15 protein-coding genes and 2 pseudogenes are annotated in these 18,065 nt (G+C 41.9%); 7 read left to right on the top strand and 10 right to left on the bottom strand.

Going from position 1 to position 18,065, the window contains the following annotated elements; genetic code table 11:
• From ACRN9H_RS11125 to ACRN9H_RS11115, 3 genes are read right to left on the bottom strand one after another with little or no spacing between them, the layout of a single operon-like run.
• Window positions 1–732: an amino acid ABC transporter ATP-binding protein gene (locus tag ACRN9H_RS11125; protein ID WP_432313703.1), complete on the bottom strand. Its 732-nt coding sequence runs from the start codon at window positions 730–732 to the stop codon at window positions 1–3.
• Window positions 725–1,405: an amino acid ABC transporter permease gene (locus ACRN9H_RS11120; RefSeq protein ID WP_220773626.1), complete on the bottom strand. Its 681-nt coding sequence runs from the start codon at window positions 1,403–1,405 to the stop codon at window positions 725–727. Before ACRN9H_RS11120 ends, ACRN9H_RS11125 begins: the two co-directional genes overlap by 8 nt.
• A 7-nt stretch (window positions 1,406–1,412) precedes the next feature.
• On the bottom strand, window positions 1,413–2,147 hold the full coding sequence (locus ACRN9H_RS11115; protein WP_432313702.1) for a basic amino acid ABC transporter substrate-binding protein: 735 nt from the start codon (window positions 2,145–2,147) through the stop codon (window positions 1,413–1,415).
• A gap of 445 nt (window positions 2,148–2,592) precedes the next feature.
• Between ACRN9H_RS11115 and ACRN9H_RS11110 the strand changes: the two genes are divergently transcribed.
• Entirely contained in the window at window positions 2,593–3,411 is an 819-nt protein-coding gene (locus ACRN9H_RS11110) for a hypothetical protein (protein ID WP_432313701.1), read from the top strand.
• 9 nt (window positions 3,412–3,420) lie between these two features.
• Here ACRN9H_RS11110 and ACRN9H_RS11105 read toward each other — a convergent pair whose 3' ends face one another.
• Entirely contained in the window at window positions 3,421–4,311 is an 891-nt protein-coding gene (locus ACRN9H_RS11105) for a LysR family transcriptional regulator (RefSeq protein ID WP_432313700.1), read from the bottom strand.
• A gap of 121 nt (window positions 4,312–4,432) precedes the next feature.
• Between ACRN9H_RS11105 and ACRN9H_RS11100 the strand changes: the two genes are divergently transcribed.
• The 5 genes from ACRN9H_RS11100 to ACRN9H_RS11080 all read left to right on the top strand — a co-directional run bounded on the left by ACRN9H_RS11100 (window position 4,433) and on the right by ACRN9H_RS11080 (window position 9,262).
• Window positions 4,433–4,867: a CidA/LrgA family protein gene (locus ACRN9H_RS11100; protein ID WP_220773630.1), complete on the top strand. Its 435-nt coding sequence runs from the start codon at window positions 4,433–4,435 to the stop codon at window positions 4,865–4,867.
• Window positions 4,868–4,869: 2 nt separating this feature from the next.
• On the top strand, window positions 4,870–5,589 hold the full coding sequence (locus ACRN9H_RS11095; protein ID WP_432313699.1) for an LrgB family protein: 720 nt from the start codon (window positions 4,870–4,872) through the stop codon (window positions 5,587–5,589).
• Window positions 5,590–5,965: 376 nt separating this feature from the next.
• Window positions 5,966–6,457, top strand: coding sequence for a GNAT family N-acetyltransferase (locus ACRN9H_RS11090; protein ID WP_432313698.1), 492 nt, complete (start codon window positions 5,966–5,968; stop codon window positions 6,455–6,457).
• 394 nt (window positions 6,458–6,851) lie between these two features.
• Window positions 6,852–7,817, top strand: coding sequence for a D-alanyl-D-alanine endopeptidase (gene pbpG, locus ACRN9H_RS11085; RefSeq protein WP_432313697.1), 966 nt, complete (start codon window positions 6,852–6,854; stop codon window positions 7,815–7,817).
• Window positions 7,818–8,278: 461 nt separating this feature from the next.
• Window positions 8,279–9,262, top strand: a complete 984-nt coding sequence (locus ACRN9H_RS11080; RefSeq protein WP_432313696.1) for a dienelactone hydrolase family protein — start codon at window positions 8,279–8,281, stop codon at window positions 9,260–9,262.
• Window positions 9,263–10,096: 834 nt separating this feature from the next.
• Here the strand turns inward: ACRN9H_RS11080 and ACRN9H_RS11075 are convergent.
• The 4 genes and pseudogenes from ACRN9H_RS11075 to ACRN9H_RS11060 all read right to left on the bottom strand — a co-directional run.
• Window positions 10,097–10,537, bottom strand: a pseudogene (locus ACRN9H_RS11075) (methyl-accepting chemotaxis protein); the annotation flags it as partial.
• 99 nt (window positions 10,538–10,636) lie between these two features.
• Window positions 10,637–11,323 (bottom strand): annotated as a pseudogene (locus ACRN9H_RS11070) (PAS domain-containing protein); the annotation flags it as partial.
• Window positions 11,324–11,848: 525 nt separating this feature from the next.
• Window positions 11,849–13,057, bottom strand: coding sequence for a NupC/NupG family nucleoside CNT transporter (locus tag ACRN9H_RS11065; RefSeq protein ID WP_432313695.1), 1,209 nt, complete (start codon window positions 13,055–13,057; stop codon window positions 11,849–11,851).
• 265 nt (window positions 13,058–13,322) lie between these two features.
• The gene (locus ACRN9H_RS11060; protein ID WP_432313694.1) at window positions 13,323–14,270 is read right to left on the bottom strand and encodes a LysR substrate-binding domain-containing protein; all 948 of its coding nucleotides are present in this window, start codon (window positions 14,268–14,270) and stop codon (window positions 13,323–13,325) included.
• Window positions 14,271–15,251: 981 nt separating this feature from the next.
• Here ACRN9H_RS11060 and ACRN9H_RS11055 point away from each other — a divergent pair.
• Window positions 15,252–15,650: a hypothetical protein gene (locus tag ACRN9H_RS11055; RefSeq protein WP_432313693.1), complete on the top strand. Its 399-nt coding sequence runs from the start codon at window positions 15,252–15,254 to the stop codon at window positions 15,648–15,650.
• A gap of 463 nt (window positions 15,651–16,113) precedes the next feature.
• Here the strand turns inward: ACRN9H_RS11055 and ACRN9H_RS11050 are convergent, their stop codons facing one another.
• Both ACRN9H_RS11050 and ACRN9H_RS11045 read right to left on the bottom strand, forming a co-directional pair.
• Window positions 16,114–16,677 (bottom strand): hypothetical protein, encoded by a 564-nt coding sequence (locus ACRN9H_RS11050; RefSeq protein ID WP_432313692.1) that lies wholly within the window; start codon window positions 16,675–16,677, stop codon window positions 16,114–16,116.
• Window position 16,678: 1 nt separating this feature from the next.
• Complete coding sequence (locus tag ACRN9H_RS11045) at window positions 16,679–17,677, bottom strand: hypothetical protein (protein ID WP_432313691.1); 999 nt, start codon at window positions 17,675–17,677, stop codon at window positions 16,679–16,681.
• Window positions 17,678–18,065 lie beyond the last annotated feature (388 nt).

Raw genomic sequence — 18,065 nt, 5'->3', positions numbered from 1 at the left:
CTAACCAGCACGCAGTACTTTACTTAAAAACGCTTGGGTACGGGCTTCTTTTGGGTGGCTAAATAGCTCTTCGGGTGGGCTTGATTCAACTACATAACCGCCGTCCATAAAAATCACTCGATCGGATACATCTCGTGCAAAGCCCATTTCGTGGGTGACAATCACCATGGTCATGCCCTTTAGCGCTAAATCTTTCATCACGTCTAATACATCACCGACCATTTCAGGATCGAGTGCCGATGTTGGCTCATCAAACAACATTAAGTCCGGCTCCATCGCTAATGCACGGGCAATGGCGACCCTTTGCTTTTGGCCACCCGATAAACTGGCGGGGTAGGCATTGGCTTTGTCACTTAAACCAACCTGTGCCAGTAGGTCGAGGGCTTTAGTTTCGGCCTGAGCTGGCGTCATCAGCTTTAGGCTAATGGGCGCTAAGGTAATATTTTGAATCACGGTTTTATGGGGAAACAGATTAAAGTTTTGAAACACCATGCCCACTTTTTGCCGCAATTTATCCACACAGGCGTTTGGTGCTGTGATGAGCTGACCTTCAATCTCGATATCACCTTGGCTAGGTTGCTCCAACAGATTGATACAACGTAAAAAAGTACTTTTTCCACTGCCACTAGGGCCGATCACGCTGACGACTTCGCCCTGACGGATATGCTCACTAATGCCCTTGAGCACGTGGTTATCGCCGAAGTTTTTATGCAGGTTGGTTATTTTAATCACTTTGTTTCAACCTCTTTTCAAATTTCGATAGCACGAAGGTGAAGCTGTACGTCAGGAATAGATAAATAAGGGCGCAGGTAAATAACGGCACACTGTCTTCAAAGGTGCGGCTACGGATGATTTCACCCGCGCGCATTAAATCAACGCCACCAATAAAGCCAATTACTGCGGTTTCCTTGAGGAGTACGATAAATTCATTACCGAGAGCAGGCAGAATATTTTTAACCGCTTGGGGCAAAATAATCGATTTCATGGTCATCGTTTGCGATAAACCGAGTGAACGTGCCGCTTCGGTTTGACCTTTATCGACGGCTTGAATACCCGCACGGATAATCTCAGAAATATAAGCGCCACTATTAAGGCCAAAGGCGATAATAGCAGCGGTGATTTTATCGACATCTAAGGCTGAAAGCACGATGAAGTAAAGAATCACTAACTGTACTACTACAGGGGTGCCACGGATCACGCCGACATAAAGATTGGCGGGGAAGCGGATATACCACTTAGACGACATCTTCATAAAGGTGGTGCCAATGCCTAACACTGCACCTAATAACATGGCGAAGAAAGTGACAATTAATGTCACCTTCAAGCCATTTAATATCAGCAGTATACCTATCATGCCATCTTCGCCGATTGGGCTAAATAGCGAATTATTAATCGCGTCTATCATGCTGAAATCACTTTATATGGGTAGAAACCAGTGTTTGGTATTGGCCGTCGGCTTTCATTTTTGCCAAGGTATTGTTGATGCTAGTTAACAGTTCTGGTTGCTTTTTTGAAACGGCAAAGCCGTAAAACTCAGCCGGAAAATCAAGTTTTATCAGCTTTAATTCAGGATTTTTTGCCAGATAATTAGCCGCAGGTTCGCTGTCAAATAACACCAAATCTACTTTGGCATTTTTAAGCTCCATAATGGCCTCAAAACCGGTATTAAAAGCAGTCACATTCTCGGTGTACTGCTTTGCCATAATGTCGGCAGTGGAACCTAATTGCACGGCAAAATGCTTACCTTTAATATCTTCAATTGTTTGAATACTATCGTTATCTTTGTTAACCAGTACCACTTGCGTTGCTTCGTAGTAGGGTTCAGAAAAGTTAACGCTTGCTTGACGTTCAGCGGTAATAGTCATGCCAGAAGCAATAAAATCAATTTTACCTGAGTTGAGTGCGACGATCAGCGAATCGAACTTCATGTTTTCGACTTTCAATGTTTTGCCGGCATCTTTAGCGATTTGTTTTGCCAATTCGATATCGAAGCCTTTGATTTCATCACCACTTTGGCCGCCAACATATTCAAACGGCGGGAATGCCGCGTTGGTGCCAACAACTAACACGTCATCGCTTTTCCCACATCCTGCTAACATCAAGGTGGCTGTTAAGGTCAGGCCGCCTAATAACATGGATTTTTTCATTTAAGACTCTCTTATCGTTTTCATTATCAGTGTGGCGACTATAGGCAGACGCTGAATGAGTGTCAATATTTATGCTGTAAAATTGACTAATGATTCATTTTTATTTTTTATTTATAGCAGAGGGAAGTGATGGATTGACGCCTTGTACCTGAGTTGTTCTTTATTGGTTAAATATTTGTTTGTATGGAGGTATCTAACGTTATTGTAAGTGTTGAGTCTCCTTCGCGGGTGTTTATGTTAGTTATTTTTAAGCGGCTTATCGTGATGTGAATATTCACTTATGCATCAAAGCTAAATTAACTTATGGAGCGCACAAACCCAGAATTAACTCGTTGAGGCACGCTATTCATCGCGCCATTTTTATCGATGTTATGCTAATTTTATACAGTGTTAACCACGGGTCTATTGACGCTACAGACCATAGAATATGTGTTAGGAGCTTAAAGTGAACTATCTCAATTTGGCATTAGTTTGTGCTGCCCTGTGTGCATCGGGGACGCTAAAGGCTGAGGAGCAAACTCAGTGGCATTACAGCTTAGGTGTCCACGATTTTATTGTTGAGGATTCCCATACTCCAGGGGTGAATGCGAGTTTATTAATTGAACATCACACTCAAACCGATATTCTGCTGACTGCGGCGATTGATATCTATTTCGATATTGATACAGATAAGCTCGATCCTGACCATATCCCCGTGTGGTTTAAGTCTGACTATGCCGCCAGTGGCGAGCTCTACCGTGTAAACCCTGAGTTCTCATTGGGTTGGCAGCTTGATTTACAAGGAAAACGTAACACTGTCAGTTCAGTCGAAAAGCAAGTTAAGTTGTTTCCTGAACTAACGGCCAACTTTGATGGACAGCAATTACAAGCGCAATTGAAAGCGGGAGCGGGTTATTACTATCTTGAAATCGATGATGATGTGCCTAAAACGCGAGGTTACGATCGTAGCGATTTTGGTAATAGTGAATTTGCATATACCTTGATGGGGCAGTTAGGTATAGATGCGACCGCTGAGCTACATATGCAAGTTGCTGCTCAAACTTGGCAAGATGATGATCAATGGCTAGAGCGTCAATATCGATTCGAGATGAGTTATCAAACTGATTTTTGGTATCCCAGTAGCCATTTAGTGCTCAGTGCTGAACATACCCAATATAATTTAGACCACTACGCTAAAGTGGATGTTAATTCGGCTGATTACTTACCTATTTTACCTTGGGATAGTGACACTCTAGTGCGCCTAAGCCTTGTGATCCCTTGGTAGAAAACAGCATTATTGCTGAGTTAAGTGTTTTTTGACTAAGTTAATCATGGCTTGTGCGGCAAAGGATAATACCTGATCTTTACGCCAAAATAGTGATAATTCCCAGCGTAGCTCATCACTCGCCAGCGGGATATTCACCACACCAGACACGCTGTAACGCCGCGCAATTGAGCGCGGTAATACCATCACACCAGTCCCCGCTGCGACTAAGGCTATACCAAAGTCAGCTTGGCTAACACGAGTAATATTTTTAGGGGTAAATCCGGCGTGTTGGCAGGCTCTGAGCACTAATTGGTAAAGAGTATACTCAGTTTCGAACATCACTTGTGGCTCGTTACTAAGGTCGCTAAATAGCAGCACGCCTCTAGTCGATAAAGGATTTTCTTTAGGCAGTACGACGACCATAGGATCGTTAAATACACGGATACCCTCATAACCATCATCAACTTCGATAATGCCTGTCGCAAGTTCAATTTCACCCTTTTGGATTGCTGCGGTTTGTTCTACGCCCCCACGAACGAGCAAGTGCATATCAATTTGCGGATATTGCTGACGATATTTGGCAATAATAGGTGCAAAAATTTCCGCACTGCCTAATGGAGCTAACCCGAGTTTGAGCTCGCCAGCCGTTAAACTGCGCTGCGCGGTGAGTTCAGCAAGCATACGTTGCCGGCCTGCGAGCAGGTCTTTACCGTGACGATAGACGACTTCGCCTGCGGGAGTGAGTTTCACTTGGGTGCCGCGTTTACCGCGCTCAAGCAAGGTGAGATCGAGCTCCAGTTCTAATTGGCGCACGGCTTTTGATAGCGCAGGTTGCGTGAGATGAACTATTTCGCTGGCCTTACCAAAGCCTCCGGCATCAACGATTTCGATAAAATAGCGAATGACTTTGAGATCCATCTGGATTCACCTTTAATGTATTCCTAAAATTCATGCATCACATTCTTAATATTCATTTTTTTTATCAAATAAGCAAGCCTAAAATAGCCCCATAGAAAACTTTGTTCTAACCGAGAAAATCATGTCATTCCTACAAGCCGCAATACGTCAGTGTCGACATTGGGCTTTGTTATTAACCCAAATCGGCCTCTTTTGTTTACTGTCCTTTGCTTGCCACTGGTTTGCGACTTGGGCACATTCGCCTATCCCTGGGAGTGTGATTGGTCTAGCAATCCTTTTGTTTTTATTGGGTTTTAAGCTAATACCCGAAAATGCTGTGCAACTGGGTGCCGCTTGGTTAATTGGTGAGTTATTGTTGTTTTTCATCCCTCCAGTGATATCAGTGATTAAGTACGAGGCGTTATTTGAGCAATACGGCACCAATATCTTATTCACCTTAGTGATGGGGAGTGTGTGTGTGATGTTTGGCACTGGTTTTGTCGTCGACAGAGTGTTTCGTTTTGAACGGCAACTCAATATCAAAAAGCAGGCCCGTCGCCACGCTAAGGCTGCTTAGTTATGGCTAATTCAAATATCATCGATTTTGTAATGTCACAAACGGGGTTAGCCTTATTTAGCTTACTGCTTACTGTATTTTGTTATTTCGGCGCTAAGCGTTTATACAAGTACCATAGAGTTTGGTGGTTAGCGCCGATAGTATTAGCGCCGATAGTGATTACCTTGTTGGTATTTAATCTTGAAATACCATTACCTACTTATTTCGAATATACCCATTGGTTAATGGCCATGTTAGCGCCAGCGACGATCGCCTTTGCTTTACCTATCTACCGTGAGCGTAAGCTTATCCGTCAATATCCATTGACGATTGGTTTAGGAGTACTCGCTGGATTATTTTTAGGGATGATTTCTTCTTGGGTACTAGTGAAATTTGTTCCTTTGCCGGTGGAATTGTCTAAGAGTTTGCTGGTGCGATCGGTTTCAACTCCCTTTGCGATGGAGGCTACCAGTGCCTTTGGCGGTGTACCTGAACTGACCGCCATGATGGTGTTAATCACTGGAGTGATTGGCATGCTGGTGTGTGAGCCTTTATTCAAATTCATGCGGATTCGTACTTCGTTAGGTAAAGGTGTGGCACTGGGCGCATCGGCTCACGGTGCAGGCGCTGCGAAAGCTAACGAAATTGGTCAGCAAGAGGGGGTTATCGCCAGTTTAACAATGATTTTTATTGGTATTGCTATGGTGCTAGGGGCCCCTGTTTTTGCGTTGATCTTTATCTAACCTGAACTCTGGATAGTGGCTGTGGTAACTGATTAATCTTATTATCTTATTCACAAAATTAACTCTACAGAGTGAGTTTTTTCGTTATTAAGGCAAGTTTGCGTACCTAATAGCGGGCTATTAGTAGCAAAGTTAACGCAGATAAAGGGAAAAATACCCTGTAGAGACGCAGAGCTTATCCCGAGTTCAGGTTATCTAGGCTTTGAATTCTATCGTGTGAGTTTTATGGCTTGAATTCACACACCTCAATTTTGGCAAATTTGCCTCTTCGGGCGCTAACACCTTCTCAGTTATGCGCCTTTTTTTTGCTTGTGACCCATCCTAAATATGGCATGCTGTACCCAGTTGAAATACAAAGAATTCAGGGTGATTACAGATGTCCAATGAGCGAAATAAACCGCTAGAAACACAACAAAGCGTGAGTTTACGTCCGGTTGATGAAACTGATCTTGAAGCGATTTTTGCCCATCAAAGCGATCCTATTGCTAACCAGCTTGCTCAGTTTCCACCTCGGGATCGGGAAGCATTTTTTAAGCATTGGCATGGGAATATTCTTAGGCAAGTCAATGTGCTAGCGAGGGCTATCGATTTTGATGGCAAGTTTGTGGGCAACATTGGCCATTGGAACAGTGACGGGCAAGCGCTGATAGGATATTGGATTGACCGTGACTACTGGGGCAAAGGCATCGCGACACAAACCTTAGCGCAATTCTTGCCTTTAGTGAGTGCGAGACCACTCTTTGCCGAAGTCGCTAAGCATAATCTGGCCTCCCAGCGAGTCCTCTTAAAACACGGGTTTGTGCTGACGGGTCAATTAATTCAAGAGAGCCAAGATACTGAAGCATTGCTCGAATTTGTTTTACGTTAGCTTGTAACGGCACCATCGCGGCATTTATGGCGTATGTTAATGCGTTTATACGCCATAAATCGTGTCTTCCAATCCTTAAAACCCCTTAACAGAGCCGCTTTTGTTAAAAGTGTAAAAAGTCGTCCATTATTTTTATTGCCAATGATTCTACTGCCAAACCCCTCTTTTAAAGACATAGTTGCTGTAGTAAGTCAAAAGTTTGGATCTAGCCGCTTGATTATTCAAGATTAGTGACAGGTTAAGCTGGCTTTACATAGGCAAAATAGACAAGAAAGTGCTGATCTTGCAGATAAAAATCTCATTACATTCTATTTCTTTCACTGAAGAACTCCTATACTTAGCCAAACCTTGTGCCATAGCACAATCGATCCCTTTTTTATTCAGTGAAATCTAAATGAAGATCCGTTTTCTACTCAGTAGTTTTATCCTTGTATGCAGCAGTTTAACTGTTGCCACGACAGCGCATTCTGCCGATTCGGCTCCTGTCCCCGTTAACTATGCTAGCTATGCCAGCAAAAGTACTGCCGTTAAAAAAGCGATAGTAAAACAGCAAGAAGTGGCATCGAGTAGCGCTATGGTGGTCGACCTTAAAACCAACGAAGTTTTATATTCAAGTAACCCAAATGCTGTGTTGCCTATAGCCTCAGTCACTAAGCTGATGACGGCGATGGTGACCTTAGATGCTAAACTCGCAATGGATCAAAAGTTAACGGTCAATATTAAAGACACTCAGGAAATGCGTGGCGTTTATTCTCGGGTGCGTATTGGCAGTGAAATTAGCCGTAAAGACATGCTACTGCTGACGTTAATGTCATCTGAAAACCGTGCCGCGGCGAGTCTTGCACATCATTACCCTGGTGGCCATAAAGCTTTTATTAGGGCGATGAATGCCAAGGCTAAAGCGCTTGGCATGAAAAATACCCGCTATGTTGAGCCTACAGGGTTATCCTATAAAAACGTCTCCAGCGCCCGCGACCTTATTGTGCTACTTAAAGCCAGTGAAGGTTATCCTATGCTAGGCCAATTGAGCTCGACTGAAAAAAAGACTGTTACCTTTGCTAAGCCAAGATATAGTTTGGATTTTCGCAATACCAACCGTTTGGTTTATAAGGATAACTGGAATATCCATCTGACTAAAACCGGTTTTACTAACGAAGCTGGTCATTGCTTAGTGATGCGTACCGAAATGGCAAAAAGGCAAGTAGCCTTTGTGGTGCTTGATGCCTACGGTAAATATACTCATATCGCCGATGCTAATCGTCTGCGTAATTGGTTAGAGACTGGTAAAGTGACCCCGATTCCTGCTGAAGCGAGACAATACAAAAGGGTGCGTAGCCAGCAGCAATTAGCTAAGCTTTGAACGAGGTTTAGTACTCTGCAGTTCACGTAATAGTTTTACACCATAGTGCTTTAGTTAGTTTAGCAAGCGCTTAGGTTAGCCCTCAGTAGACGACCGCAAAGGTCGTCTCGTTTGCAGTATTGGTTCATTTTGCATATTCTGCGGTTGATAGTTTATGCCTCACATTTTTTCCCTTCAATATCTTGCTCTACAGCCAAATAGGCTACATTCAAATCGGAATGGTGACTTTGCATGCCATGCTGCTTTTTTATTACTTGAATGCCCTCATTGATATAGAACATAGAGTTGTTACTTCAATTGCTTTTAGTGTGATTTAAATACTTATTTACAAAACGATAAACGCTAACGTTGCCATGGGCACGATTATTCCTTTACTCTCTAGTAGACCCTCAAAACGTTATTACTCTCAAGCTTAGGGAAGGCATACTACCTGCGGTTAGCTTGTCCAATGGAGACACCTCATGACACAGCAAGATAAGCAAGCCCAAGATATAATAACCCCGCAAATTGCGCATGATGCACAAGCTATTCCACAAGAAGCCTTTGACTGGTATGACGAATATGCACACGGCATTATTGATCGCCGTGAATTTATGGGGCGCCTTGCTGGGCTCGTCGCGTTAGGATTTACCATGACGACACTGACAGGCGCCTTTTTACCTAATTATGCCCTCGCCGAGCAAGTATCTTTTAATGATCCCGCTATTCAAGCAAGCTATGTAAAATTTCCTTCGCCAAATGGCTTTGGTGAAGGGCGTGGCTATTTAGTGATCCCCGATGAATTACTGTTAGCTGCAAGCACCGCTGGTGAAGCGAGAACTATAGATCCCAGTAAAAAAGCCGCTGTGGTGTTAGTCATACATGAAAACAGAGGCTTAAATCCTTATATCGAAGATGTTGCCCGCCGTTTAGCGGCGCAAGGTTATATCGCCTTTGCTCCCGACGCACTATATTCACTGGGTGGCTATCCCGGTAATGATGATGCGGGCCGCGCCATGCAAAGTAGTTTAGATAAAGCCAAAATAGAACAAGACTTTATTGCCGCCGCACAGTTTTTAAAAGCTCATCCGCAGAGCAATGGCAAATTGGGTGCGGTCGGCTTTTGTTTTGGCGGTTATATCGTCAATATGTTAGCCGCTACCATCCCTGATGAGCTTAATGCGGGCGTACCATTTTACGGAACTCCAGCAGCGATGCCGTTGCGTAATCGCGTCAAGGGCCCATTAATGCTGCAGTTTGCTGAGCTTGACCAACGCGTTAATGATACTTGGGCAGAATACGAAACTCAGTTAAAAGCCAATAAAGCCGATTATATTGCGTATCTTTACCCGAATGTACACCACGGATTCCACAACGATTCCACTAGCCGATATGATAAAGCCACTGCGGAACTTGCTTGGTCGCGGAGTTTAGCTTTTTTCGAAACCAAACTGCGTAGCGAGTAATATGCCAACTCATTTATTGAATTAACTATGGCTTAAAGAATGATGGGTTACGCTAGGGCGTGTTGACGTTTCAGGGTTATTTTTGCAGCGAGTTGGCTGGCTTTTATGCAAGGCAAAGCCCGTGCAGTGTAGTTATTCTACATAAACGGGCGATAACGCAGCAGAAACGCCAGCCAAACGCTGCCCGAAGGGTTCGTCTGGCAAGCTCTTGCTCTTTGTCACTCGTCATTTGAGTAGAATAATGTCACTCCTCGTTTCGTGATCACGAGCTTGCCAGAGCGAACAAAATTTCATCTCGAAACGTCAACACGCCCTAGTACGCAATTGTACAAAGACGATAACTCATCATTTTGACTGAGGATTGCTATAGCCATTTCGCTGCATAACAAAGGTATTGACCGTTATATTTTTTGTGGATAGAGAATAGTGTTTAATAGAAATAACGCTATTAAACAAATTGATAAGAATAATTTAGGGAAGTTAATCCCCATCAAAAATGAGTTAAATGCCGTTAACGCGAATACGTTTATATTACCCTGCACTCGGTATAAGCGCTGCACCTCTGCAGATGATTTTTCCCTTTATCTGCAATAAATTTATGGATAAGGTAATAAACTTAATCGGTTAATTCAGCCACTATCCCAAGTGTAGGTGAACGAGTAAGAGTGTAAGTGAACGAGTAAGAATTACAGCCATCCTTAGCTAATTCAATTTAAACATCAGTATTTAAAACAAGCAGATAAAGAGTAAGATTTTAAAATTAATAGGTTAAAGTCTGCTGCACTTTAAAAATAATGCGGGTAAAAAAAAGCTAAAATCGCGCTTAACTTAACGTTAAACCGTGAGCTGGTTGGTAAATTGACCCACAGCATTCACTACTTTTTGTGCCCCATCTTGGATATCTGTCATCACATTTCCTGACTCAGTAGAGAGCTCTAATCCAAGCTGAGCTTGTTTTTTGCCAGCTTCAATCATATTGACAGCACTTTCAGTGAGTTTCTTGTTTTTAGAAACCACATCAACGATTTCTTCGGTAGCCTTACTCGTGCGTGAGGCTAGCTGCCTGACTTCATCGGCGACGACGGCAAAACCGCGGCCTTGCTCACCCGCGCGAGCGGCTTCAATGGCGGCATTTAATGCCAGTAAATTGGTTTGATCCGCAATGCCGCTGATACTTTGTACCAAAGTGCCAATCATCTGCGATTGCTTATCTAAATCTTCAATACCTTGGGCGGCGGCGCCCATTTGAAGCGCCAATTTATTCATGACCTCAACCATTTCTTGTAGCACTTTACTGCCTTTTTGTGCCATAGAATCGGTGTGTTTAGAAGTGTCATAGGCGATATCTGCTGCTTCTGCAACAGCCTGCTCGCGGTTCACTTGGTCGGTAATGACGGTGGCAAATTTAACGACTTTATAAAGCTGTTTATAACCGTCAAAAATCGGGTTGTAGGAGGCTTCTAACCAGACTACACGACCATAACTGTCGACACGTTTAAAGCGACTCGCCACAAAGTTGCCTTTGCGCAATTGTTCCCAAAAGTGCTGGTATTCTATTGAGTTATATTCTTCTGGCTCACAAAATATCTTATGGTGTTTACCGACAATTTGGTTTTTACTGTAACCCATCGCATGTAGAAAGTTATCGTTAGCGGTTATGACTGTGCCATCTAAATTAAACTCTATCACTGCGGTAGAGCGCAGTAATGCTTGGGTTAAATCTTCGTGCTCTTGGGCTTCTTCAATCGTACGGGTGAGATCATTAGCATAAATAGAAAAGTGTTTTACTTTGCCATTGCTATTTTTTACCGGCTGTAAAATTGCCCGCAGCCATGCTTCTTCACCATTGCCCTTCGTTATTTGTAGTGCGCCCGCCCAATGCTCACATTGCCTTAATGCATCAGCCATACGTTTAAAGTGGATGGTGTTTTTGGCGCGTTCAGGTACTAAATCAGTTAAATGCTTGCCCACAGGCGATGTATTTTTATACTGCATGTCATTAATGAAATGACTATTAATGGCGGATACCTTGCCATTAGCATCAAGGGTAATTGCGATCATTTCACTGTCTAGGCTTTCCCTAACCTGCTGCATTGATGATAGCTCTTCTTTTAAGAGTTCATTCTCTTCTTTTAAGCGTTTACTAAATAAAATCATATAGATATCCAGACAGAGGGAAGGTGCGTTGTAACACATAACAAAGTATAAGTTAATTTAAGAACAAGTCTTACGAGCTAACACACAAAATAGTTCATAAGTTGTATTAAATAAATGTAGTTAATTGACTAATTGACCCATTCGCACTTTGCCATTTTTACATTTAATTATGGGTGTAAGGTAAATAATTTCAATTGCTTGAGTGTGTTCTTGATGCTGATATTGTTTGTGTTTTTGCTAGATAAGAAGCAGATATTATAGTCGAAAATACCTCTTTAGGGATAGGTGGAATAAACCCCACATCAAGTTTACGTTGGTGTGGGGTTTATTTTGAGTAAAGGCGCTCGTCGGTGATTTGATAGCTGATATTAAATTCTGCAAGTTAGCTGCCGACCGCTAAACACTGGCAGCTAAACACAGTGGCTCAACTTATAACGAGAGAATAATACTGGCAATAGCAGCACTCATTAGGTTAGCCAATACGCCAGCTGCAATGGCGCGAAATCCATTACGGGCGATAAACTCGCGGCGCTCTGGCACCATGCTACCTAATCCACCAATCAAAATTGCCATAGTCGAAATATTTGCAAAACCACACAGGGCAAAGGTGACCACGGCCTGAGAATGGATGCTGAGTTGGTCTTCTACTTTCATTAACTGAATAAAGGCCACAAACTCATTAACGACGATTTTTTGGCCGATGAGAGATCCCGCAGTAATCGCTTCATGCCAAGGAATACCTAGCAGCCAAGCCATTGGCGCGAATAAATAACCAAGTAAAAATTCGAAGCTTAAGCTGTAACCAAACCATTCACCCACAGCACCTAAAATACCATTAAGTAGGGCGATAACGCTGACAAAAGCCAGCAGAGTAGCACCAATCCCTACGGCAATTCGCATACCCGACATTGCGCCATCGGCTAAGGCTTCAACCACATTGGTCGCGCGTGGCAGTTCAACTGAAGTGATTTCATCAATACTATTTTTATCATGCTCGCTCGGTGGCATTAAGATTTTTGCCATCAACAGACCCGCAGGAGCTGACATAAAGGCGGCGGCAATCAAATAGTTAAGGTCGACACCTAAAGCGGCATATCCCACTAAGGTGCCACCCGCCACAGAGGCTAGGCCGCAGCTCATTACCGCGAAAAACTGCGAGTCGCTCATGTGCTTTAAATAAGGTTTGATTACCAGCGGCGCTTCAATCATGCCAACGAAGATATTCGCCGTAGCAGATAACGACTCGGCGCGGCCCGTGCCCAGAAAACGCTGTAGGCCACCACCAATAATGTTGATCACCTTAGGCATTAAGCCAATATGGTATAGGGCTGAAATCAATGCCGAGAAGAAAATGATAATACCTAACACATTGATAGCAAATACAAAGCCGACTTTACCCGTGGCAAGATCGCCAAACAAGAAACCAATCCCTTCGTTGCCGTAGGCTATTACGCTCGATACACCAGCGGTAACCGCTTGCAATACGGACTTACCCGCAGGCACGTAGAGCACTAACAGGGCAAACAGAATTTGTAAACCTAGGGCTAAAATCACTGTACGGTAAGGAATGTTTTTGCGGTTCACTGACAGCAACCATGCAAAAAACAGTATGCTAATCATGCCTAATATCGCGGTCATAATGGGTTTGTTCTTTTTAGTGAGGGAAGAAGTCGCGCATTGTAGGCTGAGTAATAGTAAGGGCAAGTCGGGGGCGTTACTGGGCTGTTACGATAAAGAAGCTTGAAAATGCAGCAGTTTAAGTTGCTGTTTATGAAGGATTATAAAAACTAATCAGCTTACTGTTGCCAACAGGAAATAATATTTGTGTCTGTGGCAATAATCGATATCACGCCACAGACGACTTGGTGTCAATACCGTAGCCAATGTCTGCGTGAAATACAGCTTAGGTGACCGCCTTACCTAGCCAAGGCTTGAGCCTTTTATCCCAATAGGGTGGGTGACCAATATGTGACTTTAAGCAGTCAATGATCAGTTTGTACTTAGTCGGTAGATGGCGCCGCCTTGGATAAACCACATAAACGGGCATTTGCTGTAGGGGTTTCCAATCGGGCAAGAGTTGAATCAGTTTACCGCTTTGAAACTCATCACTGAGTAAATAAGTGGCCACATAACCTATGCCGCGCCCGGCAATCACGGCATTACGCACCGCTTCTGCTAAATCAACACGGTAATTCCCCGCCACCTGCACGGTTTGCTCAAGGTCATTTTTAGCAAAACTCCAGCGGTCATAATTACGGCTTTTACTTTGATAGATAACACAATTATGTTGAGCCAACTCCTGTGGATGGTGCGGCACGCCGTGCTTGAGTAAATAATCGGGGGAGGCCACGACTACAAAGTTAGTCTCAGCGAGGTGCTGGGCGATGTAACTTTCGTGTAGCTGCTCATGATTGGTGATCCACAGATCCAGACCTTCTTCTAGCATGTCAGCCTTATGGTCGAACAGGCTAAGCGCAAAGCGTAATTCAGGGTATTTTTGCTGCAATACTTCTAACGCAGGAATAATGTGTAACGTGCCAAAGGATTGCGAGCAACCTAGACGAATAGTACCGCTTATATCATCACGGGCATCGAGCATCATCGCATCGGCATTTTGTGTTGCTTCAAACACTTGCTCACAGTAATGGGCAAACTGCTGGCCTGCGTCGGTTAGCACTAAGGTGCGAGTAGTACGCTGTACTAGCAGTAAATTCAGCTCAGCTTCTAGTGCACCAATTTGTTTGCTGACATAGGAGGTCGAGGTTTTTAACTTAGCCGCCGCTTGGGTAAAACTACCACTGGTCACCAGAGTGTGAAATATCACCATCTGGCTAGCTCTATGTTGTATCACGCGGGCCCCTCTAAAATTGAAAACGTTATTTTAAGCTAGCCTAGCCCTAACCGACAGCCGTTTATACCAATACTGCGTTATTTTAATGTTGTAATGCCTTTATATAGCTTTGGTGCAGCAGTATAACGGCGCGGTTCATGTTGCTTTAGTCGGTATAAGTAAGTATTTGACCGCGTTATTTGAAGGCGCGAATAGAACGGTTGTACTGAGCTAAATTTAGGTACTTTGTAAGCTAGGTAACATTCATGGCTTGATCACTCACTTAATATAACATTTAAGCCAGTGGGCTAAATATTCGGCATTAGACCTTAGTGTGACCGCCACTATATTTTGATGAATTAATTGGTTAACTAGCTAATTTATATTATTAAAATACTAGACATGAATTAATCGGAACGCTATCTTAGGTTTTCAACAAGGATGAACTTTTTTACCTATCGATAACACCTGTCGATAATCAGTAATATAAGTCACTTGCATCAGGATGATGTGTCTTTTCTCTTTCTTAGATACCCCAATCCTCCTGCAAATTAGTGAATATGCTGTGGCACTTATGCTTGTTGCCATAGTGCTTATTGGCATTTTGCTCAATGTTCCGCAGTGGACGTTTTGAGCTAGTGCGACCTTGTTTTGATTGATGGCTTGGCTGACGGATGTTGGCGAAGTGCGGTAGCAATGGGGAAGCTTTGTCGAACGAGAAAGTTGAAATGTTTTGATTGTTTTGATTGTGCTGATTTGTCTGGGTAGCTAATGGGCATTGATATCTCTGCCAATTATCAGTGCAGCTAATTGCCTGCCGCAGGCTTTCGCACAGTTACACCAATGACTCGCCGTGAATACATCCCTGTAGGCTCTGCTAAAACATCCATGTTTTAGAAGGTCACTGGTGCAACAATGCCAATTTGGGTGTAGCCCTTAGCATTTTTGTTCTCTGCTTAAAAAATAACAATTCAGAATAGTAATGGACTTTGGAAGTTAGGGATGAAATCAGTTTTACAAATTACGTTGGGTATCTTGTTAGCGGGCTTGGTCACTTTGTTAGTGCGAATTGGCTATCTGAGTTATGTCGAATACCGGCTGACGCAAGGGTTTAATGAGTTTGCTATGCAACAAAAGCAAACCGAACTTGCTCGCCAGCAGGCAGAGTATCAAATTCAACAAAAGTTACAGCAAAAAGCGCTAGATAAATCTCGTACAGCTAAGCAAAACGAGGCCACGCGATTACGCAAAGCCGAAGCATGGCGCAAGTATTATCTAGTCCCCGAAGACTGTAAAAACTTTAAGTCCGACGAACACATGGTCAAGTGCATCAACCACAAAGCCGATGCAAAAGCAGAATTTGATAGAGCATACGATTCAGGGGAATTAGTGCTGCCGTAGTAAGGTATTAGATATTTTATACGTAAAAATTAGGAGCCATATCTTTATACCATATGATTATGGCTGCCCTTCATTTATTCATTACATTGTTTTTTAGGCGTTTAAAGCATCATTAAACACTTTACAATCGAATTGGATGCTTTCTTTACTTGGTGCGTTATGGTTGGATTGATAAGGCCTGTCGGCCGAGGTGAATCAAAGTCGTAGGGCTTCACCACACACCAGATGATATTTCTGGTACGCTAGATGTTGCGAATTAGCAATGCTATCGCTTCAAAGCAATAGTGTGACCAATTGCCTGCCGCATTTTTTGCCTTCTATTGTATTAGCTACTCCAGTAACATGCTGTGGTATTTGATTTAAAAAATAGAATCCTTGTAAGCTCTACTAAAATTCATATTTTATAAGGTCACTGGTGCAATAGGGCCACTTTTAGTGTATTCATTAGTCTGGGATTAATAATTTAATGGTGTATTCGATCACCAAGATAATAAAGACCAAAAAATGTAGTTACAATTATTTGATAGAATATAAATATAAAAGTGCATGCCATGCTGATTGTGATTATTAAATTTGAGTTTAAATACTCAGCAGAATTGAAAATGTTGTACCCTATAATAAGAATAAAACTTTGTGCAGTTAAAAAGGAAAATAACATACAAAGGAAAACTCTTCTTGTTATGATTTCTTTTGATGTATACTCATTTCCATTATCTCTTACTACTTTTACTGAAATATATGGTGATTCACCGTTGCTATTTATTGGTTCGTCAATTCCATCTCTGTTAAATGTTGCGATTGCTGCAAGTGCGGCAATAAAGAAACCAGGAAGACCAATGATAAATGAGACAATTTTTTCAATGAAACCTTTTTCTTCAAACAACATTTTTATATTGTAGTTTGGGTGTAAGATTATTAAAGTTGTTAGTGCCATTAAAATAATTGGTAATATGATGTCGTAAAACCTTTTTCCATTCATCCCTTCGATTGTGAGGTAGCAAAAAGGTCTTAATAGTTGATAGAACATATTATAATTCCTTTTCAGTAAGCATTTTTTGAATCAATTCCATATTTATCTCATCATATGAGTCTTTTAATGGATTTTCAAAGTTCTGCAAAATATATTTTTTTGTTACAATGTTATCCGTTGACTCAGCAATAAATCCGTCTACTAGCAAGGTGGCAGTGCTTGACCCTTTGGAGGCCTCTTGTTGCTTATAAGATATTTTTATTTTATCAAAATTATAATCTTCACTATCCGTTAAGTATTCGCACACACTTCGTAAATAACCGATCGAATCTTGTGTTATAACACTGGCGTCAATACTCATTTTATAATCTTTTGGACGAATAATTTTATGACTGTCTGGTATATTTATATCGCTAATAGTTTCTTTGATCAGAGTGATATTGGATATTGTACCTTTTCTTATGTCTTGTAAAAATGAATCACAAGGTTTTGAATTAAGAGTCAGAACAGGTTTGTATTTTATAGTCTTTAACTTAGGATCTTGATATCTAGGTGCACAGCTCAATTCTTCTTCATTCTCTTTAGAAATCTGAAAAAGTATTTTATTCAAAAATAGAGAGATAGTTTGCTGGCTTACTTTGTTAACTTGCTCGATTAGGATGTTGTAATTTGATTTTTTATTTGGTTTTAGATCTATTAATATATGGCATGAATATTCGTAACCTTGTCCATTTTTTATATTTGGAGTTATTTCTGTTCGTTCCTTTGTTTTTTGGTTTTTTAATACTGTTGTAGCTTTGCTTTTGTCTAAAATATTAATCATTAAAACTAAGTGGTCGTTTACGATCTCAACTTTTTCAAGAGTAAAAAGGAGTTTCCCATTAAAATACCCTTTGCTATATTCTTTAGTTTTGAATATATATTCAAAAAGCTCTTCTACAGTTATTACATGACTTTCCGATATATTTCCAGCATCTACTTTTTGTGTGCGAGATTGATAATCAATTTTTCCTAGGTAATGTTTTATGACTCTTATGTCTTCTTGTTGTGTAGCCACTTTCAATCCTTTTTTATTTTGACGTCCAAAGCAATTCTATATCTTTGTTTGTATTGGTGGAAGTAATTTTAGGGCTTAAACTGAAAGCTCTCAGGAAAAATTGAGTCACCTATCAGGGAAAGATAAATTGAGCCACCCATAATAGATCGCGTGTTTTAGGCTCCTATACTAGACTCAGTACAAAAGATCAAAAGATAGGACATGCATAACTCTTTTAATGCGAATAGTTAACTCTAATGCCACAGAAGTTCACCTAATCCCCAGGGCGGGATCATACTTTGTTACAGTAGGGAACTTCTTCGTATCTGCATGATCTGATCGGACATGTTATTCTACTGAGCCTAATCCATGTCTTTATTTGAACACTTGAAACTCATCGAAGACCCTC

The organism is Shewanella sp. MF08487 (assembly GCF_050848685.1).
Taxonomy (GTDB): Bacteria; Pseudomonadota; Gammaproteobacteria; order Enterobacterales; family Shewanellaceae; genus Shewanella; species Shewanella glacialipiscicola.
The sequence above is the reverse complement of the archived record's forward strand: the minus strand, read 5'-3'. Positions and strand labels throughout refer to the sequence as shown.

What these genes read in the sequence shown, in the direction of transcription:
- ACRN9H_RS11095 (WP_432313699.1), top strand. Translation starts at nt 4,870, where the DNA reads ATGGCTAATTCAAATATCATCGATTTTGTAATGTCACAAACGGGGTTA.
- ACRN9H_RS11115 (WP_432313702.1), bottom strand. Translation starts at nt 2,147, where the DNA reads ATGAAAAAATCCATGTTATTAGGCGGCCTGACCTTAACAGCCACCTTG.
- ACRN9H_RS11105 (WP_432313700.1), bottom strand. Translation starts at nt 4,311, where the DNA reads ATGGATCTCAAAGTCATTCGCTATTTTATCGAAATCGTTGATGCCGGA.
- ACRN9H_RS11100 (WP_220773630.1), top strand. Translation starts at nt 4,433, where the DNA reads ATGTCATTCCTACAAGCCGCAATACGTCAGTGTCGACATTGGGCTTTG.
- ACRN9H_RS11120 (WP_220773626.1), bottom strand. Translation starts at nt 1,405, where the DNA reads ATGATAGACGCGATTAATAATTCGCTATTTAGCCCAATCGGCGAAGAT.
- ACRN9H_RS11055 (WP_432313693.1), top strand. Translation starts at nt 15,252, where the DNA reads ATGAAATCAGTTTTACAAATTACGTTGGGTATCTTGTTAGCGGGCTTG.
- ACRN9H_RS11080 (WP_432313696.1), top strand. Translation starts at nt 8,279, where the DNA reads ATGACACAGCAAGATAAGCAAGCCCAAGATATAATAACCCCGCAAATT.
- pbpG (WP_432313697.1), top strand. Translation starts at nt 6,852, where the DNA reads ATGAAGATCCGTTTTCTACTCAGTAGTTTTATCCTTGTATGCAGCAGT.
- ACRN9H_RS11050 (WP_432313692.1), bottom strand. Translation starts at nt 16,677, where the DNA reads ATGTTCTATCAACTATTAAGACCTTTTTGCTACCTCACAATCGAAGGG.
- ACRN9H_RS11065 (WP_432313695.1), bottom strand. Translation starts at nt 13,057, where the DNA reads ATGACCGCGATATTAGGCATGATTAGCATACTGTTTTTTGCATGGTTG.
- ACRN9H_RS11090 (WP_432313698.1), top strand. Translation starts at nt 5,966, where the DNA reads ATGTCCAATGAGCGAAATAAACCGCTAGAAACACAACAAAGCGTGAGT.